Origin of the sequence: Pseudomonas reidholzensis, from assembly GCF_900536025.1 — a bacterium.
Lineage (GTDB): Bacteria > Pseudomonadota > Gammaproteobacteria > Pseudomonadales > Pseudomonadaceae > Aquipseudomonas > Aquipseudomonas reidholzensis.
On the sequence record NZ_UNOZ01000017.1, the window covers coordinates 187,152 to 213,369 of the forward strand.

Annotated in this window: 25 protein-coding genes; 13 read left to right on the forward strand and 12 right to left on the reverse strand. The window is 66.2% G+C overall.

Features of this window, described 5'->3' with window-relative positions:
- Positions 1-39: 39 nt before the first annotated feature.
- Positions 40-1,038 carry a bile acid:sodium symporter family protein gene (locus CCOS865_RS13160; protein WP_119141435.1) on the reverse strand — a complete coding sequence of 333 codons (999 nt, stop codon included), beginning with the start codon at positions 1,036-1,038 and terminating at the stop codon, positions 40-42.
- A 126-nt stretch (positions 1,039-1,164) separates the two neighbouring features.
- Between CCOS865_RS13160 and ampC the strand changes: the two genes are divergently transcribed.
- The gene (ampC, locus tag CCOS865_RS13165; RefSeq protein ID WP_119141437.1) at positions 1,165-2,304 is read left to right on the forward strand and encodes a class C beta-lactamase; all 1,140 of its coding nucleotides are present in this window, start codon (positions 1,165-1,167) and stop codon (positions 2,302-2,304) included.
- A gap of 310 nt (positions 2,305-2,614) precedes the next feature.
- Entirely contained in the window at positions 2,615-2,950 is a 336-nt protein-coding gene (locus CCOS865_RS13170) for a hypothetical protein (RefSeq protein WP_119141439.1), read from the forward strand.
- 486 nt (positions 2,951-3,436) lie between these two features.
- Here the strand turns inward: CCOS865_RS13170 and CCOS865_RS13180 are convergent, their stop codons facing one another.
- From CCOS865_RS13180 to CCOS865_RS13205, 6 genes are all read right to left on the reverse strand, one after another.
- A complete protein-coding gene (locus CCOS865_RS13180) occupies positions 3,437-3,742 on the reverse strand; it encodes a hypothetical protein (protein WP_119141441.1) in 306 nt (101 codons plus the stop codon).
- Between the two features lie 142 nt (positions 3,743-3,884).
- Positions 3,885-4,073, reverse strand: coding sequence for a hypothetical protein (locus CCOS865_RS13185; RefSeq protein WP_119141443.1), 189 nt, complete (start codon positions 4,071-4,073; stop codon positions 3,885-3,887).
- A gap of 138 nt (positions 4,074-4,211) precedes the next feature.
- Positions 4,212-4,532, reverse strand: coding sequence for a YbjQ family protein (locus CCOS865_RS13190; protein ID WP_119141445.1), 321 nt, complete (start codon positions 4,530-4,532; stop codon positions 4,212-4,214).
- A gap of 55 nt (positions 4,533-4,587) precedes the next feature.
- Positions 4,588-5,472, reverse strand: coding sequence for an EamA family transporter (locus CCOS865_RS13195; protein ID WP_119141447.1), 885 nt, complete (start codon positions 5,470-5,472; stop codon positions 4,588-4,590).
- A gap of 138 nt (positions 5,473-5,610) precedes the next feature.
- Positions 5,611-6,387 carry a class II aldolase/adducin family protein gene (locus CCOS865_RS13200; protein ID WP_279630126.1) on the reverse strand — a complete coding sequence of 259 codons (777 nt, stop codon included), beginning with the start codon at positions 6,385-6,387 and terminating at the stop codon, positions 5,611-5,613.
- Positions 6,388-6,427: 40 nt separating this feature from the next.
- Positions 6,428-7,471 carry an ABC transporter substrate-binding protein gene (locus CCOS865_RS13205; protein ID WP_119141451.1) on the reverse strand — a complete coding sequence of 348 codons (1,044 nt, stop codon included), beginning with the start codon at positions 7,469-7,471 and terminating at the stop codon, positions 6,428-6,430.
- A 190-nt stretch (positions 7,472-7,661) separates the two neighbouring features.
- On the opposite strand from CCOS865_RS13205, the gene CCOS865_RS13210 reads away from it, so the two are divergent.
- The 4 genes from CCOS865_RS13210 to CCOS865_RS13225 all read left to right on the forward strand — a co-directional run bounded on the left by CCOS865_RS13210 (position 7,662) and on the right by CCOS865_RS13225 (position 12,905).
- A complete protein-coding gene (locus CCOS865_RS13210; protein WP_119141453.1) occupies positions 7,662-9,614 on the forward strand; it encodes an oxidoreductase in 1,953 nt (650 codons plus the stop codon).
- A 41-nt stretch (positions 9,615-9,655) separates the two neighbouring features.
- On the forward strand, positions 9,656-10,258 hold the full coding sequence (locus tag CCOS865_RS13215; RefSeq protein ID WP_119141455.1) for a helix-turn-helix domain-containing protein: 603 nt from the start codon (positions 9,656-9,658) through the stop codon (positions 10,256-10,258).
- Positions 10,259-10,331: 73 nt separating this feature from the next.
- Positions 10,332-11,639, forward strand: a complete 1,308-nt coding sequence (locus tag CCOS865_RS13220; protein WP_119141457.1) for a substrate-binding domain-containing protein — start codon at positions 10,332-10,334, stop codon at positions 11,637-11,639.
- 174 nt (positions 11,640-11,813) lie between these two features.
- Positions 11,814-12,905, forward strand: a complete 1,092-nt coding sequence (locus CCOS865_RS13225; RefSeq protein WP_244216102.1) for a TerC family protein — start codon at positions 11,814-11,816, stop codon at positions 12,903-12,905.
- A 33-nt stretch (positions 12,906-12,938) separates the two neighbouring features.
- Here the strand turns inward: CCOS865_RS13225 and CCOS865_RS13230 are convergent, their stop codons facing one another.
- On the reverse strand, positions 12,939-14,168 hold the full coding sequence (locus tag CCOS865_RS13230; RefSeq protein ID WP_119141459.1) for an acyl-CoA dehydrogenase: 1,230 nt from the start codon (positions 14,166-14,168) through the stop codon (positions 12,939-12,941).
- A gap of 142 nt (positions 14,169-14,310) precedes the next feature.
- Here CCOS865_RS13230 and CCOS865_RS13235 point away from each other — a divergent pair, with 142 nt between their 5' ends.
- Complete coding sequence (locus CCOS865_RS13235) at positions 14,311-15,255, forward strand: LysR family transcriptional regulator (protein ID WP_119141461.1); 945 nt, start codon at positions 14,311-14,313, stop codon at positions 15,253-15,255.
- Between the two features lie 193 nt (positions 15,256-15,448).
- On the forward strand, positions 15,449-16,603 hold the full coding sequence (locus tag CCOS865_RS13240) for a cysteine desulfurase family protein (RefSeq protein ID WP_119141463.1): 1,155 nt from the start codon (positions 15,449-15,451) through the stop codon (positions 16,601-16,603).
- Positions 16,604-16,607: 4 nt separating this feature from the next.
- Here the strand turns inward: CCOS865_RS13240 and CCOS865_RS13245 are convergent, their stop codons facing one another.
- Positions 16,608-17,807 carry an MFS transporter gene (locus tag CCOS865_RS13245; protein ID WP_244216103.1) on the reverse strand — a complete coding sequence of 400 codons (1,200 nt, stop codon included), beginning with the start codon at positions 17,805-17,807 and terminating at the stop codon, positions 16,608-16,610.
- A 112-nt stretch (positions 17,808-17,919) separates the two neighbouring features.
- On the opposite strand from CCOS865_RS13245, the gene CCOS865_RS13250 reads away from it, so the two are divergent.
- A complete protein-coding gene (locus tag CCOS865_RS13250) occupies positions 17,920-18,852 on the forward strand; it encodes a LysR family transcriptional regulator (protein ID WP_119141466.1) in 933 nt (310 codons plus the stop codon).
- A gap of 9 nt (positions 18,853-18,861) precedes the next feature.
- On the opposite strand, the gene nfsB is transcribed toward CCOS865_RS13250, so the two are convergent.
- Positions 18,862-19,512: an oxygen-insensitive NAD(P)H nitroreductase gene (nfsB, locus tag CCOS865_RS13255; protein ID WP_119141468.1), complete on the reverse strand. Its 651-nt coding sequence runs from the start codon at positions 19,510-19,512 to the stop codon at positions 18,862-18,864.
- A 187-nt stretch (positions 19,513-19,699) separates the two neighbouring features.
- Between nfsB and CCOS865_RS13260 the strand changes: the two genes are divergently transcribed.
- Together CCOS865_RS13260 and CCOS865_RS13265 are read left to right on the forward strand one after the other, a co-directional pair.
- Entirely contained in the window at positions 19,700-20,530 is an 831-nt protein-coding gene (locus tag CCOS865_RS13260) for an AraC family transcriptional regulator (protein ID WP_119141470.1), read from the forward strand.
- Positions 20,531-20,580: 50 nt separating this feature from the next.
- The gene (locus CCOS865_RS13265) at positions 20,581-21,165 is read left to right on the forward strand and encodes a LysE family translocator (RefSeq protein ID WP_119141472.1); all 585 of its coding nucleotides are present in this window, start codon (positions 20,581-20,583) and stop codon (positions 21,163-21,165) included.
- Between the two features lie 24 nt (positions 21,166-21,189).
- Here the strand turns inward: CCOS865_RS13265 and CCOS865_RS13270 are convergent, their stop codons facing one another.
- Positions 21,190-22,404, reverse strand: a complete 1,215-nt coding sequence (locus CCOS865_RS13270) for a sugar transporter (RefSeq protein WP_119141474.1) — start codon at positions 22,402-22,404, stop codon at positions 21,190-21,192.
- A gap of 200 nt (positions 22,405-22,604) precedes the next feature.
- Here CCOS865_RS13270 and CCOS865_RS13275 point away from each other — a divergent pair, with 200 nt between their 5' ends.
- Positions 22,605-23,921: a PQQ-binding-like beta-propeller repeat protein gene (locus CCOS865_RS13275; RefSeq protein WP_119141476.1), complete on the forward strand. Its 1,317-nt coding sequence runs from the start codon at positions 22,605-22,607 to the stop codon at positions 23,919-23,921.
- Between the two features lie 154 nt (positions 23,922-24,075).
- Here the strand turns inward: CCOS865_RS13275 and CCOS865_RS13280 are convergent, their stop codons facing one another.
- Positions 24,076-25,128: an NAD(P)-dependent alcohol dehydrogenase gene (locus tag CCOS865_RS13280; protein WP_119141477.1), complete on the reverse strand. Its 1,053-nt coding sequence runs from the start codon at positions 25,126-25,128 to the stop codon at positions 24,076-24,078.
- A gap of 180 nt (positions 25,129-25,308) precedes the next feature.
- Between CCOS865_RS13280 and CCOS865_RS13285 the strand changes: the two genes are divergently transcribed.
- Entirely contained in the window at positions 25,309-26,214 is a 906-nt protein-coding gene (locus CCOS865_RS13285; protein WP_119141479.1) for an AraC family transcriptional regulator, read from the forward strand.
- The last annotated feature ends 4 nt before the right edge of the window (positions 26,215-26,218 follow it).

Here is a 26,218-nt window from a genome sequence, read left to right on the forward strand (position 1 = left end):
TGCCCCGCGAAGGCGTCAACACTGGCACCGCACAACGAGCTACTTGACGGCTTGCTGCACCTCAGCCTCAACCTCGTCCTTGCGACTGGCATAGCGCTGCGCCAACACCGCGCAAACCATCAACTGAATCTGATGGAACAGCATCAACGGCAGGATCATCGCCCCGATGCCACTGCCGACGAACAACACCTGCGCCATCGGCACCCCGGTGGCCAGGCTCTTCTTCGACCCGGCGAACAGGATGGTGATGCGATCCTCCACGCTGAAGCCCAGTGCCCGCCCAAGCACACGCGTGCCCAGCAGCACCACCGCCAGCAGGATCCCGCACACCGCGAACAACCCCGCCAGGTGCTGCGCCGAAACCGTGTGCCACAAGCCGGTCACCACCGCTTCACTGAACGCGGTATAGACCACCAGCAGGATCGAGCCCTGGTCCACCACTTTCAGCCACCGCGCATTGCGCTTGACCCAGTCACCGATCCAGCGCCGGGCGATCTGCCCCGCCACGAACGGCACCAACAGCTGCAGGGTGATCTTCAGCACCGCGTCCAGCCCCGAGCCGGTATCGCCATCGGCGCCGAGCAGGAGCATCACCAGCAGTGGCGTGAGGAAGATCCCCAACAGGCTGGACGCCGCCGCGCTGCAGATCGCCGCTGGCACGTTGCCGCGCGCCAGCGAGGTGAAGGCAATGGCCGACTGCACGGTCGCCGGCAAGGCGCACAGGTACAACACGCCCAAGTACAGCTCGTTGCCCACCAGCGGCACGAACAGCGGCTTGAAGGCCAGGCCGAGCAGCGGGAACAGGACAAAGGTGCAGGAGAACACCACCAGGTGCAGGCGCCAGTGGCCGGCCCCGGCGATGATCGCCTCGCGCGACAGCTTGGCGCCGTGCAGGAAGAACAACAGGCCGATGGCCAGGTTGGTCAGCCAGCCGAACATCACCGCGCCCTCGCCGGAGCACGGCAGCAGCGTGGCGATCAGCACGACCCCGAGCAAGGCCAAGGTGAAATTGTCGAACAGCATGCGCAAATACTTCATCACAGGTTCCGTCTTGTCATTGTGCAAGGGCAGACGATAAGGTTTCGCGCTTATTGCCGCTAACGCTGGAACCCCCACCAGTGTCGCTCAACGGACACTGCGCGGGTTGCCACGACAGGAACCGCCATGCCCATCGCCCGTTTTCGCCCAGCCCTGCTCAGCCTCGCGCTCGCCGTAGTCGCCAGCCCTGCCCTGGCCGACGACCTGCAAACCCAGGTCGACCGCATCGTCCAACCGCTCATGCACAAGCACGCCATCCCCGGCATGGCCGTCGCGGTGTTTGCCGATGGCCAGGCGCACTATTTCACCTACGGCGTGGCCAGCAAGGCCGACCGCCAGCCGGTGAGCCACGACACCCTGTTCGAGGTCGGCTCGCTGAGCAAGACCTACACCGCCACCCTCGCCGCCTTGGCCAGCGCCGAGGGCACGCTCGACCTGAACGCGCCGGCCAGCCGCTACCAACCGGCCTTGGCCAACACGCCACTGGGCGCCGCCAGCGTGCTCGAACTGGGTGCCTACAGCGCCGATTGCCTGCCGTTGCAGTTTCCCGACGAGGTGACCAGCGACGCCCAGACGCTGGTCTTTTTCCAGCAGTGGCAAACACGCGCCGAGCGTGGCACCCAGCGTTGCTATTCAAACCCCAGCCTGGGCCTGTTTGGCGACCTGGCGGCACGCGCGCAGGGCAAGCCCTTTGCCGAACTGATGGGCGATTCGGTGTTACCGCGCCTGGGCCTGCAGCACACGTACCTCGAGGTCCCCGACGCGGCCCGCAGCGCCTACGCCCAGGGCTATGACGCGCAGAACCGCCCCGTGCGGGTCAACCCGGGGCCTTTCGCCAATGAGGCCTACGGGATCAAGACCAACGTGGTCGACGCGCTGCGGTTCGTGCGCCTGCAGCTGCAAGCAGACACCCTCGATGCGCCACTGCGCCAGGCCATCAGCCTCACCCATCAGGGCTACTTCGAGGTTGGCGCCATGCGCCAGGGCCTCGGTTGGGAGCGCTACGCCTACCCCGTCACCCTCGACACACTGCTCGCCGGCAACGGTGCAGACATGATCCGCACGCCGCAGCCCACCCGCCGCCTGGACCCGCCCAGCCCCGCCGAAGCCGCCGCCTGGTACAACAAGACCGGCTCCACCGCGGGCTTTGGCGCGTACGCCGCGTTCATCCCGGCAAAAGGCGCGGGCATCGTCCTGCTGGCCAACCGCAACTACCCCAACGAAGCCCGGGTGGAAGCTGCCTACCGCATTCTTTCGGGCCTGTGAGGGCGGGTGATTGAGGGGATTCTGGTGGATTGTCGGACAAGATGTAGTGAGCAAAAATATTCACTACAAAACGGTTGACGCCGTTTATCGCCCTTGTGCATGATGAGGCTGTCTCCCCGATCGGGAGCGGTGGCAAGGGTGTTCCAGACGGTCTGCGCGGTAACGCAGACCGTCCGTGGAGAGGGAACTGTCCAAAAGGCAGCGTGAGAAAGCCCCTGTTGCAATGCTGCTGTAGCAGCCTTGATAGCGCGCTACATGGTGTAGCGCCCAGTGTGAACTCACTAAACGACGGGTAATGGGGGCTTTAAAGATGAATGTAAACCTGAACGACAAACCGACCATCGACCAATTGGCCCAGCTGTTCGCCGCGCGCAAGGACAGCCTTGACGACCACCTGCTGTGGCTCAGCCAGTCGGGCGAAGTCCGCCTCGACCGCCTGCCGCCGAACAGCGTCGAAGAAGAATTCGAAGCAGACCTGCCAAGCATGCGTGCCCGCTTCAAGGTCTACCGCCGCGGCCAGGGCTTCGTCGGCAAGAAAGCCGCCGCCGACACCGAGTTCGTCGGTCGCGTGCTGCAGACCCTGCAGCAAGAATGGCCCGCCGCCCGTGAGCGCCAGGCGGTAAAGGTGATCGACCCGCTGAACTGAGTTGCACCGCACAGCAAGCCCGGCCCGCAAGGCCGGGCTTTTTCATGGTTGGTGATCCTGATCTAGCTATTGATCCTGATCTAGCTATTGATCCTGATCTAGCTGGTGATCCTGATCTAGCTATTGATCCTGATCTAGCTGGTGATCCTGATCTAGCTATTGATCCTGATCTAGCTGGTGATCTTGATCTAGCTTGTGATCTTGATCTAACGCGACTTCAGGAGGCCGAACGGAGGTCTTGCGGAGTGAGGTGACGGCCATGGATGGCCGGCAAGCGCCGCGGGCCAGGAAGGCCCGTCCGGCGCGGTCCTCACGGGAGCAAGACCGGAGTGAGGGAACCCGTAGCGCAGCGAAGGGCCGCATGCAGGAGCAAGCGGTTTTTGGTTACTTTTTTCCAAGAAAAAAAGTGACCCGCCGTAAGGGCGGAAGGGGCCAGTGGCCGCACCACCTCAAACGGATAAGCCCCCAACCCAACCCAACCCAACCTCAAGCCTGAAGCCGCCGCGGTTCCACCTCAGCAACCGCTAACGCTCCGGTAGCCAAAGCCCGCCCACGGTCCACCCCCCAAACCAGCGCCCGGGTCATGGTCTCCCCCGGCCGCGCCGGATAAAACTCCTCCAGCAACGCCTTCCCGCTCCTCGCATACACCCCGATAAACAACTGCGTAGCCCCGACCCGCGACAATCGCACCTGCACGTCGATGCTGGTGCCGTCACTGAGCTGTTCATCGTGGCTACGGCTGTGCAGCTGCGTATCGGCCCACTGCCAATAAGTCTCTTCCCTGATTCGCATTGCCCTCAATCCTCCATTGCTGAAATACCACACCAGAAAACCACAGCATCGCGGCCCGCGCGAGCGCTACCCGCCAATGCCATGCGCAAGATCAACAAAGGCAAAAAAAACCCTGCCGTCGGGCAGGGCCTTGTGTGCTGGCTCACTTCCTGGTCGGAACCCGCGGGGTAAAGCGACCTTTCTTGCTGCGCTGCAACGCGGCTGGCTGCAGTTGTTCCGATTCATCCAAGGTCATGTTGGCAAAGCCCAGGCGAAACGCCGCCTGGCCGCAACGTACCTGGCTGTTGATCGGGAATGCGTCATTCAAGTCTTCAAAAAAGGATTCGCTCATGCCCTGTCTCCCTCCAGATTGACCGCGTCGGCAAGCAGCTCGCTTGCCCATGAAACGACGGTCTGCTGAAGTCAGACTAGCCGGTCATTCCCGGACCGCCCGGACGAACTGCCCGGACCCGACCAGTGGCACTTAGCCTTACTTGAGCCGCACCGCCGTACCGGTAGCGAACACCACGACCATGCCGCCCTGCACCGACGGCATGCTGATCTCGAAGTCCACGCCCACCACTGCATCGGCGTGCAAGTCGCGTGCCCGGGCGATCAGCTCTGCGGTGGCCTGCTCGCGCGCCTGCTTCAGGGCGCTCTCCAGGGTCTGCGAGCGGCCGCCGAAGAAGTCGCGGAAACGTGCGAAGAAATCGCGCACGAAGTTGATCCCCTGCACCGACTCGGCGCTGACCACGCCCAGGTAGTCCGCGATCGGACGACCTTCGAGCTGGCTGGTGGTGGTAATGATCATGCAAGCGCTCCTCGTGCCGCCCCAGCCCAGATGGCCGGGGCAAAAGAGCGCGATCTTAGCAAATCGCGGCACGCAGCCGCTGGCCCAGGCGTGGGCCGAAGACGTTGACCAGCAGCCCGAGCATCACCAGCAGCGCGCCCCAGCCCTGCAGTGCACTGAGCCGCTCGTCCAGCAGCAGCGCCGAGGAACTCAGGCCCACCACCGGCACCAGCAGCGAAAAAGGCGCCACCTTGCCGGCCGGGTGCCGCGACAGCAGCGTGCTCCACAGGGTGTAGCCGAGCATGGTCGAGGCATACGCCAGGAAGCACAGCGCCGCCACCGTGCCCCAGCCGATGTGGCTCAGCGCGTGGCTGATCCGCTCTGGCCCCTCCAACCCCCAGGACAATGCCAGGAACGGTAGCGGCGGGATCAGCCCGCCCCAGACCACCAGGGCCATCAGGTTCACCGAACCAAAGCGCCGGGTGATGATGTTGCCCATGCCCCACATGGCGCCGCCGCACAGGGTCAGCAGCAGTGCGATCAGCGGCACATGGCTGCTGTGCTCGCTGCCGATCAGCGCCAGGCCAGCGGCGGCTACCAGCAAGCCGAGCAGGCTCGCCGGGCGCAGCCGTTCGCCCAGGAACAGCGCGGCGAAGCCCAGGGTGAAGAACGCCTGCGACTGCAGGATCAGCGATGCCAGGCCCGGCGGCATGCCGCTGGCCATGGCCTGGAAGAGAAAGGCGAACTGGCCCAGGGAGATGGTCGCGCCATAGGCGATCAGCCAGCGCCAGGGCAGGTTCGGCCGTTTGATCAGGAACACCGCCGGCAACGCCACCAGGATAAAGCGCAAGGCACCGAGCAACATCGGCGGCAGGTCGTCGAGGCCGACCTTGATCACCACGAAATTGACTCCCCAGACGGTGATCACCACCAGGGCGATCAGCAGGTCCTTGAGCGGCATTGCGACTTCCTTCTTCACGCTGTTATAGACATATTTCGTAACAGCATAAGGGCAATCGTCAGCGCCGCACCGGCACAGTTGGCGGACAGGGTTGCGGAACAGTTTCCAGCGCTCTGCGCGTTTTTGCGGACTGTGCTGTCAGTCGCGATAACCCGGGGCCACCTTGTCCAACAGGCGCAACAAGGCGCCCCAGGCCAGGGCCATGGCATCCGGATCGGTCCGGTCGCCCGCCTTGGCCGGCTGGGTCGGCGCATTGAACTGCCGTTCGGTATGCGCGCACACCGCGTGCGGCGGTAATACCAACTGGCCGGCGCTTTGCGCGGCCAGCTGGATCTCGCAGGCCTTCTCCAGGTAATACATGCGCAGAAACGCCTCGGCGACGCTGCGCCCGACGGTCAACAAACCATGGTTGCGCAGGATCATCACCGGCTGCTGGCCGAGGTCGGCGACCAGCCGCTGCTGCTCGTCCAGGTCCAGCGCCACGCCTTCATAGGCGTGGTACGCCACCCGCCCATAGAACTCCATGGAAATCTGGTTGACCGGCAGCAACCCGCACTCCAGCGCCGCCACCGCGCAGCCAGCGCGGGTGTGGGTGTGCAGGACGCATTGAGCGTCTTCGCGGGCACCATGAATGGCGCTGTGAATGACGAAACCGGCCGGGTTGACCGGGTATGGCGTGGGCTCCACCGGGTTGCCGTCGAGGTCGATCTTGACCAGGTTGGAGGCGCTGATCTCATCGAACATGAGGCCGTACGGGTTGATCAGAAAATGATGATCAGGCCCTGGGATGCGCAATGAGATGTGGGTGAAGATCAGGTCGGTCATGCGGAAATGGGCGATCAGCCGGTAGCAGGCGGCCAGCTCCTCGCGCAAGGTCTGTTCGGTGGCGGTCATTGTTGTAGTCCTTGTTCTCAGGCGTGTGGGGGCCGGTCGCCCAGCCCCGACAGAATCTACCTCACTTGGTCGCCCACGCGTTGAAACGCTGCTCGAGTTCTTCGCCGTGGTCGACCCAGAACGCCACGTTCATCGCCAGCGCGCCTTGCAGGTTCTGCGGCGAGGTCGGCACCCAGCTGGCCAGTTTCGGGTCGAGCCGGGCGGCGGCCTGGGTATTGGTTGGCCCATAGGGGATCTGCTCGACATAACGCACCTGGGTATCGGCCTGGTTGGCGTAGGCGATGAACCGGCGCGCCTGCTCGGTATGCCGTGAGCCCTTGATGATCGCCCAGTAGTCCATGCCATACAGGCTGCCCGGCCACACCAGCGCCAGCGGGCTGCCCTGCTGGGCGGCCACGGCAATGCGGCCGCTGTAGGTCGAGGTCATCACCACATCGCCGGCCGTCAGCCACTGGGCCGGCTGGGCACCGGCGTCCCACCACTGGATATACGGCTTGAGCTCACTGAGCTTGGCAAACGCCCGATCGACCCCGGCCGGGGTCGACAGCACCTGGTACACCTCCTCCACCTTGACCCCGTCGGCAAGCAGGGCGAACTCCAGGTTGTACACCGCACGCTTGCGCAGGCCGCGCTTGCCCGGGTACTTCTGCACATCCCAGAAATCCGCCCAGGAGGTCGGCGCCTGGGCCAGCCTGGCGCGGTCGTAGGCGATCGCCACGCTCCACACCAGCGCCGCCGAGCCGCACTCCTGGGCGGCATCGCCGATGAGCTCAGAGGCATGGCCGAGCTTCTGCCAGTCCAGCGGCTCGTAGATGCCCTCCTCGCAGCCGCGCAGCAGGTCCGGCCCTTCGATCTGCACCACGTCCCAGTCGACATTGCCGGTGTCGGCCATGACCTGGATGCGGGCCATCTCGCCGTTGTATTCGCTCTGGATCAGCTTGCTGCCATCGGCGGCGCTGAACGGCTGGAAGATCGCCACGTCCTGGGCCTTCTGGCCGGCGCCGCCATAGCCGACCACGACCATCTGCGGGGCCGCCTGCGCGCTGCTCAGGCCAAACGCCAGAAGCACGGCGCAGAGGCCGCTTGTGCGGGGGAATGCTTGCATCGGTGGTTCCTCCTGCCGGTGCCTGCGCAGGTGCGGCGCAGGCCCGATTTCTTGTTGTTGTGAGGGTGCCCCGGGGCCCGGGGTGAGTAAAAAGCTAGTCGGGCACCAGTAAAAAAACAAGTTGATTTTTTACTGACGCTACACTTTCATGAGGAAAACAAAAACGACAATGCACCGGAGCCTGCCCCTCATGCCGACCGCCTTCGCTCACTTGTTCGAACCGTTGCAGATCCGCGGCAAGCGCCTGAAAAACCGCATCATGTCCAGCGGGCACGACACCTGCCTGCCCAGCGACAACCAGGTCAACGAGCGGCTGATCGCCTACCAGCGCGCCCGGGCCGAAGGCGGCGTCGGCCTGATCGTGCTGCAGGTGGCCGGGGTGCATGACAGCGCGCGCTATACCTCGCATGTGCTGATGGCTACCGATGACAGCTGCATCGACGGCTACCGGCGCCTGGCCGAGGCGTGCCATGCGCATGACACGGTGGTGCTGTCGCAGCTGTTTCACCCGGGGCGAGAGATCATGGAGTCGGCCGATGGCCTGCTGGCCGTCGCCTACTCGGCATCGGCGGTGCCCAACGAGCGCTTCCGGGTGATGCCGCGTGCGCTCGACCAAGCGATGATCGATGCCATCGTCCAAGGCTACGCCAGCGCCGCGCGGCGCCTGCACCAGGCCGGGCTGGACGGCGTCGAAGTGGTCGCCAGCCACGGCTACCTGCCGGCACAGTTCCTCAACCCGCGGGTCAACCGGCGCAGCGATGGCTACAACGGCGGGCTCGAGCAGCGCCTGCGGTTCGTCCGCGAAGTGCTCGCGGCGGTCCGCGCCGCCACCGACGAGCAGTTCATCGTCGGCCTGCGCATCAGTGCCGACGAACGTGATATCGACGGCCTCGACGAAGACCAGTCGCTGGCGGCGGCCGAGGCCCTGCAAGACCAGCTCGACTATGTGCACATCGTTGCCGGCACGTCGGCGAGCCTTGGCGGCGCGGTGCACATCGTGCCGCCGATGGCCATCGAGCCGGCCTACCTGGCGCGCGAGGCGGGCACCTTCAAGCAGCGCTTGCAGGTGCCGCTGTTCGTCACCGGGCGCATCAACCAGCCGCAGGAGGCCGAGCTGATCCTCGCCCGTGGCCAGGCCGATGTCTGCGGCATGACCCGCGCGCTGATCTGCGACCCGCAGATGCCGCACAAGAGCGAACACGGCCAGCTCGACGACGTGCGCGCCTGTATCGCCTGCAACCAGGCCTGCATCGGCCACTTCCACCGCGGCCTGCCGATCTCCTGCATCCAGCATCCGGAAACCGGCCGTGAATTGCAGTACGGCGCGCCAACCCAGGCCGCCGTGCGCAAGCGGATCCTGGTCGCCGGCGGTGGCCCGGCGGGCATGAAGGCGGCCGCCGTGGCGGCGGCGCGGGGGCATGAGGTGACCCTGTACGAAGCCGGCCCGCAGCTCGGCGGCCAGGTGCTGCTGGCGCAGTTGCTGCCAAGGCGCAGCGAGTTCGGCGGGGCCAGCACCAACCTGCAGCGCGAGATGCAGCTGGCGGGCGTACGTGTAGTACGTAATACACGTGTCGACCGTGCGCTGGTCGAGCGCGAGCAACCCGACCTGGTCATCGCCGCCACCGGCGCCACGCCCTACTGGCCCGAGCTCGAGCGCAGCGGCGAGCTGCAGGTGGTCGATGCCTGGCAGGTCCTGCGCAACCAGGTCAGCCTGGGCCGCTCGGTGCTGGTGGTGGACTGGCGCAGTGACTGGATCGGCCCGGGCATTGCCGAACGCCTGGTGCGCGAAGGCCATCAGGTGCAGCTGGCGGTGAATGGCACCCACTGCGGCGAAAGCCTGCCGCTGTACGTACGCGACCAGATGGCCGGCGAACTGCACCGGCTGGGCATCCCCATCACGCCGTATGCCCGCCTGTACGGCTGTGATGACAACACGGTGTACCTGCTGCACACCGCCAGTGGCGAGCCGATGATCTTCGAAGGCATCGACAGCCTGGTGCTGTGCATGGGTCACCAGCCACAGGACAGCCTCGCCGATGAGCTGGCCGGCCTGGTGCCGGTGCAGCGCATCGGTGATTGCCTGGCCCCGCGCACGGCCGAGGAAGCGATCCACGATGGCCTGACGGTTGCCTGGTCGCTCTGAGGCTGGTCATACTGCCGGCTTTCCCGATGGACCGACGCCCCATGAGCCAGCAACCCCAGACGCCGCCGGCCGCCGCCGACGGCGGCGCGGCCCCGCACTTCCTCGGCACGCGCATCCGCGGCCTGCGCAAGCGGCGCGGGATGACCCTGGCGGATCTGGCCGAGCAGAGCGAGCTGACGGCAGGCTATATCAGCCAGCTGGAACGCAACCTGTCCTATCCGTCGATCCCGGCGCTGTTCAACATCGCCCGCAGCCTGGGCGTGACCATCCAGTGGTTCTTTGCCAGCGAGGCCAGCACCGCCCCCGAGGATCAGGGCTATGTGGTGCGGCGCAACAGCCGTTTGAGCGTGCATTACGAGGACGGCATCGTCGACCAGTTGCTCACCCCGCAACCCAACCGCGAGCTGGAGATGCTGCATTCGCGGTTTCCGCCGGGCACCTACAGCCAACAGAGCTACAGCCACGAGGGCGAGGAAGCCGGCTACGTGCTGTCGGGCATTTTCGAGCTGTGGGTGGGCGAGCGCCATTTTCAGCTCAATGAAGGCGACAGCTTCAGTTATTCGAGCCAGGAGCCGCACCGCTACGGCAACCCTGGGGACGTCGACGCGGTGGTGATCTGGGTGATCACGCCGCCGACGTTCTAGGCACCGAGCTGTCATCCAGCCGTCATCCAACTGTCGTAATCTGCGGCGCATCTCTGTGCCAAAGGTCCTCGGCATGCACCGTTTCTTACCCCTGCTGCTGTTGCTCCTGCCCGTGCTGGCCCTGGCCGAGCCGGCGCAGCTGCGCATCCAGGGCTCCAACACCATCGGCGCCTCGCTGGGCCCGGCGCTGATCCAGGGCATGCTCCAGGCGCAGGGCGCCACGGCCATCGCGCGCGTGCCCGGCGCAGTCGCCAACGAAACCGAGATCAGCGCACGCTCGCGCAACGGCCTGGCGCTCGACATCCGCATCGCCGCCCATGGTTCCAGTACCGGCTTCACCGCCCTGGGCAGTGGCGCGGCGGACCTGGCCGCCGCTTCGCGGCCGATCAGCGAGGCCGAGGCCCAGCGCTTGCAACGCCTCGGCGACCTGCGTAGCGCGGGTGCCGAACAGGTCATCGGGCTGGACGGCGTGGCCCTCATCGTCCACCCGGACAACCCCCTGAACAAGCTCACCACCGAGCAACTGGCGCAGGTCTTCTCTGGCCAGATCGCCCGCTGGGAACAGCTGGGCGTGCCGGGCGGGCCGATCCGCCTGTATGCGCGCGACGACCGCTCCGGCACCTTTGAGACCTTCAAGGCGCTGGTGCTGGACGCGCATCAACGCGAGCTGGCCGCCGACGCGCTGCGCTTCGAGTCCAGCGACGCGCTGGCCGAACAGGTCAGGGCCGACCGCCAGGCAATCGGCTTCAGCAGCCTGGCGGCGGTGCACGGGGCCAAGGTGCTGGCGATCGCCGAAGGCGACGCACCGGCGCTGCCACCGAGCCGGGCGCTGGTCGCCAGCGAGGACTACCCGCTGTCGCGCCGGCTGTATTTCTACCTGCCGGCCAACGCGCCACCCTTGGCCCGCGCCCTGGCCGACTTCGCCCAGAGCCCCGCCGGCCAGGCCATCGTTGCCGAGCAAGGCTTCGTCTCGCAGCAGGTCAAGGCACTGCCGGTGCCCAGCCAGGCCGACATGCCACCGCGCTACCGCAACCTGGCCGACGAGGCGCAACGCCTTACGGTCAATTTCCGTTTTCAGGAAGGCAGCGCCAGCCTCGATAACAAGGCCCTGCGGGACGTCCGGCGGGTGGCCGACTACCTGCGCCAGGCCGGTAAGTTGCAGAGCAAGGCGGTGCTGGTCGGCTTTGGCGACCCGAAGGAAACCCCAGGCCGGGCGGCCCTGCTGTCGCGGCTGCGGGCCATGGCGGTGCGCCGCGAACTGGCGCGTGATGGCGTGGAGGTCAAGGAGGTCACCGGCATGGGCGACGAGCTGCCGGTGGCCGACAACGACCAGCAGCAGGGGCGCTTGCGCAATCGCCGGGTCGAGGTCTGGGTGTACTGAACGCGTCAGCCCTGCCGGGCGGCTCGCAGCAAAGAAATGTAACAGCCTGCCATTCGCCGCCTCGGCGATCGGAGCTAGGCTGAAGCCCATGTGATACCGGGCCCCTCTGACGGCTGCCAAGCCGCCATGTCGGATCACTGTTGCCATGCAACGTCGACAATCAAGGAGGGGCTCATGACGGCTCTAGAGACATACCTCAGCACGCCTTTACTCGGCACCAGCACGTGGCTATGGCTGGTCTTCGTCACCATCGTGGTCGGCCTGCTGGTCCTCGACCTGGGCGTGCTGCACCGCCAGGACCGCGAAATCGAAATGCGCGAAAGCCTGCTGCTGTACGCGGGCTATTTCAGCGTGGGCGTGTTGTTCGGCGTATGGGTGTGGTTCGAGCTGGGCGCCCAGTCGGCCCTGGAGTTCTACACCGGGTTCCTGGTCGAGCAATCGCTGTCGATGGACAACGTGTTCGTCATGGCGATGATCTTCAGCTACTTCGCCATCCCCCGCCGCTACCAGCACCGGGTACTGTTCTGGGGCATCCTCGGGGTGGTGGTGCTGCGCGCGATCATGATCGGCGTGGGCGCGGCGCTGGTGCAGAACTTCGCCTGGGTGCTGTACCTGTTCGGCGCGTTCCTGCTGTTCACCGGGGTGAAGATGGCGTTGTCGAAGGAGGACAGCCATCCGGACCTGGCCAACAACCCCGTGCTGCGGTTCGTACGCCGGCACCTGCGGGTGACCGACGAGATCCATGGCGCGCACTTCTTCGTACGCCTGACCCCGCCTGGCGAGCGCCAGGCGCTGCGCTATGCCACGCCGTTGTTCCTGGCCCTGGTGCTGATCGAACTGGCCGACCTGGTGTTTGCCGTGGACAGCGTGCCGGCGATCTTTGCCATTACCCAGGACCCGTTCATCGTCTACACCTCGAACATCTTCGCCATCCTCGGGCTGCGCTCGCTGTACTTCGCGCTGGCGGCGTTGATGCACCGGTTCGTCTACCTGAAGTATGCGTTGGCGCTGGTGCTGATCTTCATCGGTTGCAAGATCTTCTACCACGGCATGGTGGGCAAGGTGCCCGCACTGCTGTCGCTGGGGGTGACGTTCGGCTTGCTGTTCGGTGGCGTGGTGCTGTCGCTGTTGAAGACGCGAGGGAGCCCGCAGCCGCAGCCCCTCGAGGGGGCAGCCGTTACACATGAAGCAAGCCACGGCGAGTCGGCCGAGCCGCAGCAGAAGCCGGCCCGTGAAGAACGCAAAGACCCGCACACGCGGGTCTGAGGTGGGCAGCGCAGCGCCGGACCTGGCTGCGCTTCAATGGCCGCTTTGCAACAGCTCCTTGGGCACGTACTTGCCGATCTCGTACTTGCCGATGGCCGCCCGGTGCACTTCATCCGGGCCGTCCGCCAGGCGCAAGGTGCGCTGCATGGCGTACATGTAGGCCAGCGGGAAATCACCGCTGACCCCTGCCCCACCGTGCATCTGGATGGCCCGGTCGATCACCCGCAGGGCCACATTGGGCGCCACCACCTTGATCTGCGCGATCTCGCTGCGCGCCACCTTGTTGCCCACGGTGTCCATCATGTAGGCCGCCTTGAGGGTCAGCAGGCGCGCCATGTCGATCTCCATGCGCGAGTCGGCGATCTTGTCGACGTTGCCGCCCAGGCGCGCCAGCGGCCGGCCAAACGCGCTGCGCTCAACCGAGCGCTTGCACATCAACTCCAGCGCCCGCTCTGCCATGCCGACCGAACGCATGCAGTGGTGAATGCGCCCCGGGCCAAGCCGGCCCTGGGCGATCTCGAAGCCGCAGCCTTCGCCCAGCAGGACGTTCTCGTACGGCACCCGCACATTCTCGAACAGCACCTCGGCATGCCCATGCGGCGCGTCGTCGTAGCCGAACACCGGCAACGGCCGAACGATCTTCACCCCTGGCGTGTCGGTCGGCACCAGCACCATCGAGTGCTGCTGGTGGCGCGGCGCTTCGGGGTCGGACAGGCCCATGAAGATCATCACCTTGCAGCGCGGGTCGCAGGCGCCGGAGGTCCACCACTTGCGGCCATTGATCACCCACTCGTCGCCCTCGCGCACGGCGGTGGCGGCCATGTTGGTGGCGTCGGACGACGCTACGTCCGGCTCGGTCATGGCGAACGCCGAGCGGATCTCGCCGCGCAACAGCGGCTCGAGCCACTCACGCTTCTGCGCCTCGCTGCCATAACGCACCAGCACCTCCATGTTGCCGGTGTCGGGCGCCGAGCAGTTGAACGGCTCCGGGCCGAGCAGCGACCGGCCCATGATCTCGGCCAACGGCGCGTATTCAAGGTTGCTCAGGCCGGCGCCGTACGCCGACTCGGGCAGAAACAGGTTCCATAGCCCCTCGGCGCGCGCCTTGGCCTTGAGCTCTTCCATGATCGCCGTGGGCTGCCAGCGGTCGCCCTCGGCAACCTGGCGCTCGAACACCGGCTCGGCCGGGTAGACATAGGCGTCCATGAAGGCGCTGACGCGCTCACGCAGTGCCTGGACCTTGGGCGAATAGGCGAAATCCATCTGGGGCTACCTTCACGGGCTGAAGAACATGGGCCAGAGACTAGAGCACGGCTTGTCGATCCACCTAGTCTATTTTCCGCGTGTATTAACATTCATAACCGATATATGATCGGCCGATAATTCCAACAGCGAGCGGGCGTGCATGAACCTCAGCAAGGTTGACCTCAATCTGTTCATCGTCTTCGACGCCATCTATACCGAAGCCAACCTGACCCGTGCCGGGCAGATCGTCGGCATCACCCAGCCGGCGGTGTCCAACGCCCTGTCGCGGCTGCGCGAAACCTTCAACGATCCGCTGTTCGTGCGTACCGCGCAGGGTATGGTGCCGACACCGATGGCGCAGAACATCATCGGCCCGGTGCGCAACGCGCTGTCGCTGCTGCGCGTCTCGGTGCAAGAGAGCCGCATCTTCAACCCGCAGCAGGCCAACAAGACCTTTCGCATCAGCATGACCGACCTCACCGAGGCGGTGATCCTGCCGCCGCTGTTCCAGCGCCTGCGGCGCCTGGCGCCGGCGGTGATGATCGAGAGCTTCTTGTGCAAGCGCCGCGAGACCACCAAGGAACTGGCCGCGGGCCGCCTGGACTTCGCCGTCGACGCGCCGCTGAACACCGACCCGCAGGTGCGCCACGTCAAACTGATGCAGGACCGCTTCGTCTGTGCGCTGCGTCAGGGCCACCCGCTGGCCCAGAGCAAGCTGACCCTCGACAGCTACCTGGGCATGACCCACATCCATATCTCCAGCCGCCGCAACGGGCTGGGCTATGTCGACCTGGCGCTGGGCAAGATGGGCGTACAACGCAAGATCGCCTTGCGCTCGCAGCACTACCTGATGGCCTCGCAGGTGCTGCAGCAGACCGACATGGTCATGACCGTGCCTGAACGCTTCGCCCGCCGGCATCAGTTGCGTCACCTGCCGCTGCCGGTGGAGGTCGCGCCGCTGGAAACCCACTTGTATTGGCACGAGAGCACCGACCAGGACCCGGCCAACCGGTGGATGCGCGAGCAGATCATCGAGCTGAGTGAACGGGTAGTGGCCGAGGAAGAAAAAGCCCTGGACCCGACCTCGAACGCGAGTATTGCGTGAGGCTTGCAGGAATGATGGAAGCGCCAGCCTGCTGATAGCGACAAAAATATTCTCCACACAGTAAAAAATGGGGAATATTTTTCCCAGACGTCAGGCTGATGCTCAAGAGATAGAAAAAATATTCCGCGCGCCGCCGGGTAGCATGGCTGCAACGATCGCCCACCCACAGCGACACGCACGGACTCGCCCCAACATGCCCAGCGCCCCACTGTATTTCGATTACGCCGCCACCACCCCGGTCGATGACCGGGTGATCGAGGCCATGCTCGCCTGCCTCGGTCGCGAGGCACATTTCGGCAACCCCGCCTCCCGCGGTCACGTCTATGGCCAGGCAGCCCGTGAGCTGGTCGAGCAGGCCCGTCAGCAGGTGGCGCAACGCATTGGCGCGCAAGCGGACGACCTGGTGTGGACCTCCGGCGCCACCGAATCCAACAACCTGGCGCTCAAGGGCATCGCCCAGAGCTCGCCGCAACCGGGCCATCTGATCACCAGCCAACTGGAACACAAGGCAGTGCTCGACACCGTGACCGAGCTCGAGCGCCAAGGCTGGGCCGTCACTCGACTGCAGCCCGACCCGGCCGGCCTGATCCAGCCGGAGGCGGTGCGCCAGGCATTGCGCGCCGACACCCGCCTGGTGTCGCTGATGGCGGTGAACAATGAACTCGGCACGCTGACCGACTATGCCGCGATCGGTACGCTGGTGCGTGCCCATGGCGCGCTGCTGCATGTCGACGCCGCGCAGGCGGTGGGCAAGGTGGCGATCGACCTGGAGCTCCAGGCGGTCGACCTGATGTCGTTTTCCGCGCACAAGGTCTACGGCCCCAAAGGCATCGGCGCGCTGTACGTCGGCCCGCGCGCCCGCGCCCTCCTGCAACCGCAGATGCACGGCGGTGGGCATGAAGGCGGACTGCGCTCCGGCACCCTGGCCACCCACCAGATTGTTGGCATGGGCAGTGCCTTCGCCCTCGCCGGTCACCCAGGCGAAGGCGAACAGCAGGCGATCCATCGGTTGAGTGAGCGCCTGCGCACCGGCCTGCTGGCGCTGCCCGGCGTGGCGCTCAACGGCTGCCCGCTGCAGCGCATCCCCAACACGCTCAACCTGCGCATAGACGTCAACGGCTTCAACAGCGCGGCATTGGCTGGTGAGCTGGCGCTGTCGACCACCTCGGCGTGCAACTCCGCCAGCAATGCCGCCTCGCATGTGTTGCTGGCCTTGGGGCTGAGCGACCAGCAGGCGCGCAGCAGCGTGCGCATCAGCCTCGGGCGCTATACCCGCGAGGCGGAGGTCGACACGGCCATCGCCGTGTTCACCCGCGTGCTGGCAGCGGCAACCCCGGCACTCTGGTAAGCGGTCAGCCCTGGCGTTTGTCGCCTGCCATCAACAGCAGGGTCGCGACCACCGCCAGCGCCGCGATGCCACTCGCCACATAGCCCAGGGCCGCAGTGCCGAGCAGCTCGATGACCAGGCCACCCAGCGCGGCGCCGACGGCAATCCCGCCGTTGGCTGCCGACACGTTCAAGGTCCCGGCCAGCGCCTGCGCCCTGGCCCCGGCCTGCATCACCCGCACCTGGCACACCGGGAACAGCGCCGTATAGGCCACGCCCCACAGCGCCAAAGCGCCGAGCAGCAAGGTCGGGTTGGAGACCGCCGGTGTCACGGCGGCCATGCCCACGGCGAGAATCACCAACAGCAACACCGTCGCGCCCAACGGGCTGCGGTCGACAATGCGCCCGGCCAGGCTGTTGCCGAGCATGCCGACCACGCCAAAGCCCATCAGCCACCAGCCAACCTGCGCCGCGGGCACCGCAGCGACCTGTTCGAGGATCTCGGCCAGGTAGGTATAGGCGGTGAACATGGCGGTAAACACCAGCGCCGACAACAGCACATGGGCAACGAAGCGACGGTCCTGGAGGATCACCGTTTGCCGCACGCCCTGCTCCCGCGCCGGCACGGCCGGCAGCTTCGGCAACCAGGCCCACATCAGCAGCGCCACCAGCAGGCACAACCCGGCCAGCAGCCAGAAGCTGCCCCGCCAGCCCACCAGCCCAGCGGCCAGGGTGCCCAGCGGAATACCAAAGACGAACGCGGCGGTGATGCCCAGATAGACCTTGGCCACCGCCCAGCCTTCACGCCCCGGGCCGGCCAGTTGCCCGGCGCTCTCACTGGCCGTGCCCCAGTACACCGGCAGCGCCAGCGCGGCGACGAAGCGTGCCAGCGCCAGCACCCAGACGTTGGGGGCCATGGCGGCCAGCGCGTTGGACGCGGCGAACACCAGGACGATGGCGATGAACAGCTTCTTGCGCTCGAACGACGACAGCCAGGCCGTCAGAAACGGCCCGCAGAGCATCACCGTCACGGCAAACAAGGTGACCAGCTGCCCGGCGGCGGCGACCGACAACCCCAAGTCGCGGGACAGCCCCGGCAACAGGCCGAGGATGATGAACTCGGTGGTCAACAAGGCGAAGCCGCCCACGGCGAACAGCAGGATAGCCAGCCCGGTACGGGGGGCTGAGGCGGCAACCGCGGGTGCGGTCGGGGAACAGGTTTGCATCGGTATCTGGCTCTTGAACAGAAAGCCTGCCAGCTTACTCGGGAATCGTGTTCTCATTACGGGTGGTTTTTCCGCAATCAGATGAACCCTGTTCAGCAATCACGAGTGCGCCATGCCGGTATCCGAACACCTGAAAGACATCGACTTCTTCGTCAACGTGGCCAACGCCGGCAGTTTCGTTGCAGCCGCCGAGCGCATGCACCTGACCAGCTCGGCCGTGAGCAAGGGCGTGGCCCGCCTGGAAAAACGCCTGCAGGTGCGCTTGTTCGAACGCACCACCCGCCGCCTGCTGCTCAGCGATGCCGGCACGCGCTACTACCGCACCTGCACCCGCGTGCTGGCCGATATCGAAGAAGCGGAGCTGGCGCTGCACGATGAGCAGAAGGAGCCCTGCGGCAAGCTGCGCATCGACCTGCCGGCCAGCTTCGGCCGCCTGCACGCACTACCGGCGGTGCTGGCGTTTGCCCAGCGTCATCCGCGCCTGCAGCCGCACATTACCCTGTCCGACCGCTTCGTCGACCTGGCCGAAGACGCCATCGATATCGTCGTGCGCATCGGCGGGCCACACGGCTGGGCGCCGGGCATCGAACATCGCTACCTGGGCAGCCAGCGCCTGGTGTTCTGCGCGTCACCGGGCTACCTCGCCGCGCACGGCACGCCGGGCGACGAGCAGGCGTTGCGGGCGCTCGGTTGCGTGCTGTACGCCTGCGCCGACGGCAGCACCCCCGACCTGCACTTTGCCGGCAGCCGGCAAGGCGTCGATGAGATGAAGGCGATGCCCGGTCGGCTGGCGATTGGCGACGGTGAGGGCCAGGCCATGGCGATCATGGCCGGGCACGGTATCGCCCAACTGCCGACCTGGCTGGTGCAGCGCCAGCTCGACGAGGGCACGCTGGTGCAGGTGCTGCCAGGCTTCACCAGCGAAGGCCTGCCGATCCACCTGGCGTGGCGCCGCAGCCGCGGCCATCTGCCGAAGGTCAGCGCCTTGGTCGAGGCCTTGAGCGAACGCCTGACGCCGCTGCTCGACCCGACCTGCCAGCGCTGAGCGGCAACCTCAGAGGAAGGTGAACACGTTCGCGGCCGGCAGGCGCGACTTGCTCAGGCCGGCATTGAAGTCATCCGGGCTGCGGTAACCCAGGCTGAGCAGCACGACGCTGGTGAAGCCACGTTCGCGCAGGCCCAGCTCGGCATCCAGGGCCTTGCTGTCGAAGCCTTCGATCGGCGTGGCGTCGAGGTCCAGCGCGGCAGCGCCGAGCAGCGCGGTGCCAAGCGCCAGGTAGGTCTGCTTCTCCATCCAGTGCTGCAGGTCCTTCTGGTCGAAGCGGTGCAGGTCGACGTAGAAGCGGCGAGTCTGGTCCTGCGTCTGCTGGGCCTGCTCGTTGCGGTAACGGCCGTCGCTGGCTTCCTGCTCGAGCACCGCGTGCAGGTGGGCATCGGGCATCTCGGTACGTGCGGCAAACACGATCACATGCGACGCATTGAGGATTTTTGCGGTGTTGTAGGCGAAGGCTTCGGTGCTCTTGGCCAGGCGCGCCTTGCCTTCTTCGGTGTCGGCAACGATGAAATGCCAGGGCTGCGAGTTGACCGACGACGGGCTGTGGCGCAGTTGCTCGAGCAAGGTATCGACGGTCGCCTGGGGAATGCGCCGGCTGGCATCGTAGGCTTTGGTGGTGTAGCGGCGCTTGGCCAGGGCAACGGTGTCCATCGAAGAATTCCTTGGGAGTAGAGAGGTGACGCGCATCTTAACGCGCTTCAGCTGCGGGAAAACCGCCCAAATCCAGCAACACTTTCAAAGGAATGGCGAAAATCCCCGGAGACCCACTGCACATTCGTTCTAAACCTGACGGCCAGCCGTGCGCTACAGTAACCACCCTCCCCATGCGACCGTCGCCATGAGCAACTGGATCGACCTCTGCCAGGACGCCGACACCGGCATCGAGTCGGTGCGGGCGCATTTCACCGGCCATGCCTACGACCCGCATTGGCACGACAGCTACCTGGTGGGCGTCACCGAACAAGGCGTGCAGCAGTTTCACTGCCGGCGCGCGCGCCACCTCAGTACACCGGGTGAGGTGTTTCTGCTCGAGCCTGGCGAGCTCCACGATGGTCACGCGCCGACCGCGGACGGCTTTACCTACTCGACCCTGTACCTCGACCCGAACTGGCTGGAGGCTGAACTGCGCGCCCTGTTCGAGCAGGCACCGAGCGATGGCCTGCCCAGCTTCGCCGCCACCCTGAGCCGCGACGCCGGCCTCAGCGGCGCGACCTACCGAGCGTTTCAGGCGCTGCACGGCGAGCACCTGCGCATCGTCCGCCAGACCGCCCTGGACGACCTGCTGGCCTGCCTGACCCAGCACCTGCACTGGCGCAAACGGCTCAACCCCGACCCACGCCTGCCGCTGACAGCGCAGGTGGCGCGTGATTACCTGCATGCCCACCTGCACCAGGACATCGGCCTCAACGACCTGGCCCAGGCCTGCGGGGTCGACCGGTTCCGCCTCACGCGTGCCTTCAAGGCCGCCTTTGGCCTGGCCCCGCATGCTTACCTGATCCAACTGCGGGTGGCCCGTGCCCGGCAACGGCTGGCGCGCGGCGAGACCCCGGCCGAGGTCGCCGCCGCGCTCGGTTTTGCCGATCAGAGCCACCTGGGTCGCTGGTTCCGCCGGGCCTATCAATTGACCCCCGCCGATTACCGACGCCGTTGCTCAAAGCTTCCAGACTAGGCCGCCGCCAACGGCGAGCATGGGGCTCCGATCGAGTGGAGTCGTTTGCCATGCCGCAGTCCCTGTTGCCCTTTGTCCTGTTCGCCCTGGTGGCCAGTATCAGCCCCGGGCCGACCAACCTGTTGATCCTGGCGCATGGCGCCCGCCGTGGCCTGCGCGCCAGCGTGGCGCCGATCCTGGCAGCCTGCCTGGCCGCTGCGGCGATGGTCTGGGGGGTGGGTTTGGGGCTGGCCGAGGTACTGCTGCGCCACCCGCTGGCGCAACAGCTGATGAGCTGGCTGGGCGTGCTGTGGCTGAGCTGGCTGGGCTGGCAACTGCTGCGCGCGGCGGGCGAGCCGTTGCAGGCAGCCGAGCGACAGGGCTTCGGGCCGCTGAGCGCGGCGTCGTTGCAGATCATCAACCCCAAGGTGTGGTTGATGGCGGTGGCGGTGATCGGCGTGTTCGCCGCGCCAGGCCAGCCGGTGTGGCACCTGGCGCTGATCTTCTTGCTGATCGCCCTGCCGTGCATGACCGCCTGGGCGCTGCTCGGGGTGGGCAGCGCCCGCTGGTTGCAGTCGCCGCAACGGCTGCGGCGGTTCAATCAGGTGTTGGCGTGGCTGCTGATCGCGTCAGCCTGGTCAGCGCTGTTGCGCTGAGGCGATGGCGTCAGCGCCAGCAACTCAGACAGGCCCCGGTGCAGTCACCGCCGCTTCACGAAAGCGCCGGGTGCTGGCCACGGCGATCACCAGCCCCAGCACCGCGACCGCGCCGCCGACCAGGCCGATATTGGCCACGCCCGTCTGGCTGCTGACGATGCTGCCCAGCAGGGCCCCGCCGCCAATGCCGATGTTGTAGATCCCGGAGAACAGCGCCATGGCCACATCGGTCGCATCCGAGGCGAGCTTGAGGGTCTTGGATTGCAGCGCCAGGCTGAAGCTGAGGATCGCCACGCCCCAGAACATGCTCAGCACGGCAAACAGGCTGAAGGTGCCCGACAGCGGCAACAGCAACAACAGGCACGCCGCCAGGCAGCCGATCGAGCCGACCAGGAACACCTGCGGGAAGCGGTCGTTGTAGCGGCTGAACAGCACCGAGCCAAGCACCCCGGCGCCACCGAACAGCAGCAACAGCAAGGTGGTGCGCTCGCCGCCGATCTGCGCCACATGCAGGGCAAACGGCTCGATGTAGCTGTAGGCGGTGAACTGCGCGGTGATCACCAGCGTCACCAGCAGGTAGGTGATGACCAGCGCCGGGCGCTTGAACAGCACCGGCAGGCTGCGCAACGAGCCGGAGTTCTGGCTCGGCAACAGCGGCAACGACTTCATCAGGCAGAGCATGGTCGCCAGCGCCACGCCGCCGATGCACAGGAACGTCACCCGCCAGCCCAGCGCCTCACCCACCACGCGCCCCAGCGGGATGCCCAGGACCATCGCCAGGGTCGTGCCGGTGGCCAGCAGCCCCAGCGCCTTGGACTGCTGCCCAGGCGGCGCCACGCGCACCGCCAGCGACGCCGTGATCGACCAGAACACCGCATGCGACAAGGCGATGCCGATACGGCTGACCAGCAGCATGGCGAAGCTCTGCGCCATCCACGACAGCAGGTGGCTGACGACGAACACGATGAACACGAACATCAGCAGCCGCCGCCGCTCGACGTTGCGCGTCAGCAGCATCATCGGCAGCGATGCCAGCGCCACCACCCAGGCATAGATGGTCAGCATCAGGCCGACCTGGGCGGTGCTCATGTCGAAACTGTGGCCGATGTCGCTGAGCAGCGCCACCGGCACGAACTCGGTGGTATTGAAGATGAACGCCGCCAGGGCCAGCGCGATCACGCTCAGCCAACTGCCGCCGCCCACGGACGTGGGCATGGATGTAGGGATGGGACCATTCATGGATACGGGGTGCAACTCCAGAAAAAGGACGACGACGCACAAGCCGACCAGCGCGAGGGCGCTCTGGCGGGTGCGGACAGATATTATTGAAAGGATGCCGGCATGGTACGCGCCAAGCCCGGGCCTCACAACCGCGGTGCAAGCGGAGTACCATGCGCGTTCTTTATGACAGACCGCGGAACAAGGAGCCCGATCCGCCCATGGACAAGCAGCACGCCCAGCAACAGTGGCAGCAGGCCGTCAGCGCCTATGCACAGGCCATCAACCACTACGTCGCGCAAGGCCGCGCACACGGCTGGGACAACCTCGAGGAGCCTGCGGCGCCCACCACCGAACACCTGCTGCCGGCCTGGCAGGCCGCCCTGCAGGCCATCAATCAGCCGGGTATCGACGAGCCGCAATGCCAGGCCTTTCGTGCGGCCTGGCCGCCTGCGCACCAGCCACTGCTGCCACTGCTCGAGCAGCACGGGCAAGGCATTGCCAACGTCCTGCTGCTCGACGACGGCAGCCTGCTGGCACGCATCGGCATGCCCTACGACAAAGGCCAGGTGGTGCGCATCGAGGGTCGCAGCGTGACCCCGGTGATTGGCGTCGAGCATTTCGGCCGCTGCCCACAGCGCCGTTACTTCGCCTTGGCCAACGCCGAGTGCGTGCGCATCACCGATGGCTGGGGCGGCCCGCAGGTTGCCCGGCTGGCCTGGCCGCATGGCCTCGAAGGGCTGCCGCCGGGGTATCCGTTCGAACCGTTCGACCTGCCACCGACGCCCACCAGCCTGGTGCCGTTTCCGGATGGCCAGCGGGTGCTGCTGGTCAGCAGCGAAGGGATCTTCGTCCTGGCCAGCGACGGGGCGACGCGGCTGTTGCGTGACGAGCAGTCGATCCTCGAGGACCTGGTCGAAGGGATAGACCCGGACGACATTGCCCTGGGCCTGTCCATGGAGCATGGCGCGGTGTCTGCCGATGGCCGGCTGATCGCCGTTGGCGACCAGTGCACCCGCCATCTGGTCTTCGACGAACACCTGCAACGGGTGGCCGAGATCGGCCCGGGTGGCGAGTATCCGCACTTTGCCCTGTTCAACCGGCGTGGAGACCACCTGCTGCTCAACGCCTGCCACTTCTACAACGGCGGCACGCTCGGGGTAAAAACCGCGGACCTGCCTGGGCTGGACACCGAGTACTACAGCGACGATCCGCGCACTCCATTGGTGGAGGATGGCGCGCGGGTCTATGCCGGGGTGGCGCGTGAGGGTGAATACATCATTGGCGATGCCCATGGGTACCTGCGGGCGTTTGCCGAGGACGGCAGCGAGCACTGGCAGCATTACCTCGGCTCGACCATCAGCGCCATGGACATCAGCGCCGATGGCCGCACGTTGGTGGCGGCCAGCTATGCCGGGTTCATTTCGGTGATCGCCCTGGACAGTGGCCGGCCAGACTGGCAGATCGGTACCGGCGAGCATGGCGAAGTGCGCCGTTGGTTGTTCTGGAAAGGCTTGGACAAGCCACTGGCCTGGTAAGCGGCTAGCCAGTCATGAGCGTGAGGCCAGCACCGGCCTCTTCGCGGGGCAAGCCCGCTCCCACAGGGATAGCGCTGTTGTGGAGATTTGCGCGGTCCCTGTAGGAGCGGGCTTGCCCGCGAAGGGGGCGGTACGGCCCCCGCTGGACAGTGCTTCAGCCCTTCAGGGTGGCCATGTCGATCACGAAGCGGTACTTCACGTCACCCACGATCATCCGCTCATACGCCTGGTTGATATTGCGGATATCGAGCATCTCGATATCGCAAGTGATCCCATGCTCGGCGCAGAAATCCAGCACTTCCTGGGTCTCGGCGATGCCGCCGATCAGCGAGCCAGCGAGCACCCGACGTTTCATCACCAGGTTGGCCGCATGCACCGGTGGTTCGACCGGCTCGATCAGGCCTACCAGAATGTGCACACCGTCGAAGGTCAGGGTTTCCAGGTACGGATTCAGGTCGTGCTGCACCGGAATGGTGTCGAGCAGGAAGTCGAAGCGCCCCGCCGCCGCACGCATCTGCTCGGCATCGGTGGACACGATCACATGGTCGGCGCCCTGGCGACGGGCTTCTTCAGCCTTGGCCGCAGAGCGGGTGAACAGGGTCACTTCGGCGCCCAGCGCCTTGGCGAACTTGATGCCCATATGGCCCAGGCCGCCCATGCCGAGAATGCCCACCTTGTGGCCAGGGCCGACGCCGTGGTGCTTGAGCGGCGAGTAGGTGGTGATACCGGCGCAGAGGATCGGCGCGGCGCTGGCCGGGTCCAGGCCCTGGGGGATGCGCAGGACGAAGTGCTCGCTGACGACGATGCTGTTGGAGTAGCCGCCCATGGTGTTGCTGCCGTCGACGCGGTCGGGGGTAGCATAGGTCATGGTTGGGCCTTCGAGGCAGTACTGCTCCAGGTCCTTGGCGCAGGCTTCACAGTGGCGGCACGAGTCGACCATGCAGCCCACGCCCACCAGGTCACCGACCTTGTGCTGGCTGACCTTGGCACCGACCGCGGTCACCCGGCCGACGATCTCGTGGCCCGGCATCAGCGGGTACACGGCGATGCCCCACTCGTTACGCGCCTGGTGGATGTCGGAGTGGCAGACGCCGCAGTACAGGATCTCGATGGCGACGTCGTCGGCACGCGGGCTGCGGCGCTCGAAGGTCATGGGCACCAGCGGGCTGGTCGGGGTGTGGGCGGCGTAACCGATGGCGGTATACATGCGAGACCTCTCAGTAAAGTGAAACGATTCAGGCTGCGTATTTTCCAGATCCTCGCCTGTCGTCACCACCGTAGATTCTCCGGCATGCATGCCTGATTCTCCGAACCTGTGATCTTGCACCTGGCGCTGGACGTTCAATCTGCGAGAATGCCAGTGTCTGATTCTCTGCTCTGGTCCCTCATGCAGCTCACCCGCCACGTCGACGCCAATGCCCCGCTCTGCTCGCTGATCCGCAGCCTGGCCACGCGCCCTGGGTTCGTCCCCACGCACCTGGCGCAGGTGCAGGTGCTGAGCTGGGATCACTACGTGGCCAGCAGCCCACAGATCTACGAACCGAGCCTGATGATCCTTGCCCAGGGCAGCAAACTGGCGCGGCTGGGCCCGCGCACGCTGGAGTACGGCGCCGGCCATTACCTGGTGCAGGCACTGTCGGTGCCGTTCATGTGCGAGACCTTCGCCACCGCCGAGGCGCCGCTGCTGGGCGTGGCGGTGGACATCGACCGCACGGTGCTGAGCGAGCTGGTGCAGCACATGGCCCTGGCACCGGATGCCGAGGTGCAGGCGCAGACGCCGCAGTCGATGACCTCCGCGGCACTCGATGCGCCGATGCGCGAGAGCGTCGAGCGGCTGCTGCAGTGCCTGCAGGATCCGCTGGATGCCAAGGTGCTCGGCCCGGCGCGGGTGCGCGAGGTGCTCTACACCGCCCTGCGTGGGCCGCAGGCCGGGGTGTTGCGGGCGCTGGTCGAGCAGCAGGGGCACTTTGCCCGGATCGGCGCGGCGCTGGCGTACTTGCGCGAGCATTATGCCGAGCCGTTGAGCGTGGAGGCGCTGGCCAGTTGCGCGAACATGAGCGTGTCGACCTTCCACGAGCACTTCAAGCGCTGTACCGACATGGCGCCGATGCAATACCTCAAGCGCCTGCGCCTGCTCAAGGCACAGCAGATGCTGATCGGTGAAGGCCTGGGCGTGGCGCAGACGGCGCACCGGGTCGGGTACCAGAGCACCTCGCAGTTCAGCCGCGAATACAAGCGCCAGTTCGAGCACAGCCCGGGGGATGAGCAGCCTTACCAGAGCCTGCCGGTGTGAGGCC

Bases quoted from the DNA above. Each gene is read 5' to 3' on its own strand.
- CCOS865_RS13160 (WP_119141435.1), bottom strand. From the start codon at position 1,038: ATGAAGTATTTGCGCATGCTGTTCGACAATTTCACCTTGGCCTTGCTC.
- ampC (WP_119141437.1), top strand. From the start codon at position 1,165: ATGCCCATCGCCCGTTTTCGCCCAGCCCTGCTCAGCCTCGCGCTCGCC.
- CCOS865_RS13170 (WP_119141439.1), top strand. From the start codon at position 2,615: ATGAATGTAAACCTGAACGACAAACCGACCATCGACCAATTGGCCCAG.
- CCOS865_RS13180 (WP_119141441.1), bottom strand. From the start codon at position 3,742: ATGCGAATCAGGGAAGAGACTTATTGGCAGTGGGCCGATACGCAGCTG.
- CCOS865_RS13185 (WP_119141443.1), bottom strand. From the start codon at position 4,073: ATGAGCGAATCCTTTTTTGAAGACTTGAATGACGCATTCCCGATCAAC.
- CCOS865_RS13190 (WP_119141445.1), bottom strand. From the start codon at position 4,532: ATGATCATTACCACCACCAGCCAGCTCGAAGGTCGTCCGATCGCGGAC.
- CCOS865_RS13195 (WP_119141447.1), bottom strand. From the start codon at position 5,472: ATGCCGCTCAAGGACCTGCTGATCGCCCTGGTGGTGATCACCGTCTGG.
- CCOS865_RS13205 (WP_119141451.1), bottom strand. From the start codon at position 7,471: ATGCAAGCATTCCCCCGCACAAGCGGCCTCTGCGCCGTGCTTCTGGCG.
- CCOS865_RS13210 (WP_119141453.1), top strand. From the start codon at position 7,662: ATGCCGACCGCCTTCGCTCACTTGTTCGAACCGTTGCAGATCCGCGGC.
- CCOS865_RS13215 (WP_119141455.1), top strand. From the start codon at position 9,656: ATGAGCCAGCAACCCCAGACGCCGCCGGCCGCCGCCGACGGCGGCGCG.
- CCOS865_RS13220 (WP_119141457.1), top strand. From the start codon at position 10,332: ATGCACCGTTTCTTACCCCTGCTGCTGTTGCTCCTGCCCGTGCTGGCC.
- CCOS865_RS13225 (WP_244216102.1), top strand. From the start codon at position 11,814: ATGACGGCTCTAGAGACATACCTCAGCACGCCTTTACTCGGCACCAGC.
- CCOS865_RS13230 (WP_119141459.1), bottom strand. From the start codon at position 14,168: ATGGATTTCGCCTATTCGCCCAAGGTCCAGGCACTGCGTGAGCGCGTC.
- CCOS865_RS13235 (WP_119141461.1), top strand. From the start codon at position 14,311: ATGAACCTCAGCAAGGTTGACCTCAATCTGTTCATCGTCTTCGACGCC.
- CCOS865_RS13240 (WP_119141463.1), top strand. From the start codon at position 15,449: ATGCCCAGCGCCCCACTGTATTTCGATTACGCCGCCACCACCCCGGTC.
- CCOS865_RS13245 (WP_244216103.1), bottom strand. From the start codon at position 17,807: ATGCAAACCTGTTCCCCGACCGCACCCGCGGTTGCCGCCTCAGCCCCC.
- CCOS865_RS13250 (WP_119141466.1), top strand. From the start codon at position 17,920: ATGCCGGTATCCGAACACCTGAAAGACATCGACTTCTTCGTCAACGTG.
- nfsB (WP_119141468.1), bottom strand. From the start codon at position 19,512: ATGGACACCGTTGCCCTGGCCAAGCGCCGCTACACCACCAAAGCCTAC.
- CCOS865_RS13260 (WP_119141470.1), top strand. From the start codon at position 19,700: ATGAGCAACTGGATCGACCTCTGCCAGGACGCCGACACCGGCATCGAG.
- CCOS865_RS13265 (WP_119141472.1), top strand. From the start codon at position 20,581: ATGCCGCAGTCCCTGTTGCCCTTTGTCCTGTTCGCCCTGGTGGCCAGT.
- CCOS865_RS13270 (WP_119141474.1), bottom strand. From the start codon at position 22,404: ATGAATGGTCCCATCCCTACATCCATGCCCACGTCCGTGGGCGGCGGC.
- CCOS865_RS13275 (WP_119141476.1), top strand. From the start codon at position 22,605: ATGGACAAGCAGCACGCCCAGCAACAGTGGCAGCAGGCCGTCAGCGCC.
- CCOS865_RS13280 (WP_119141477.1), bottom strand. From the start codon at position 25,128: ATGTATACCGCCATCGGTTACGCCGCCCACACCCCGACCAGCCCGCTG.
- CCOS865_RS13285 (WP_119141479.1), top strand. From the start codon at position 25,309: ATGCAGCTCACCCGCCACGTCGACGCCAATGCCCCGCTCTGCTCGCTG.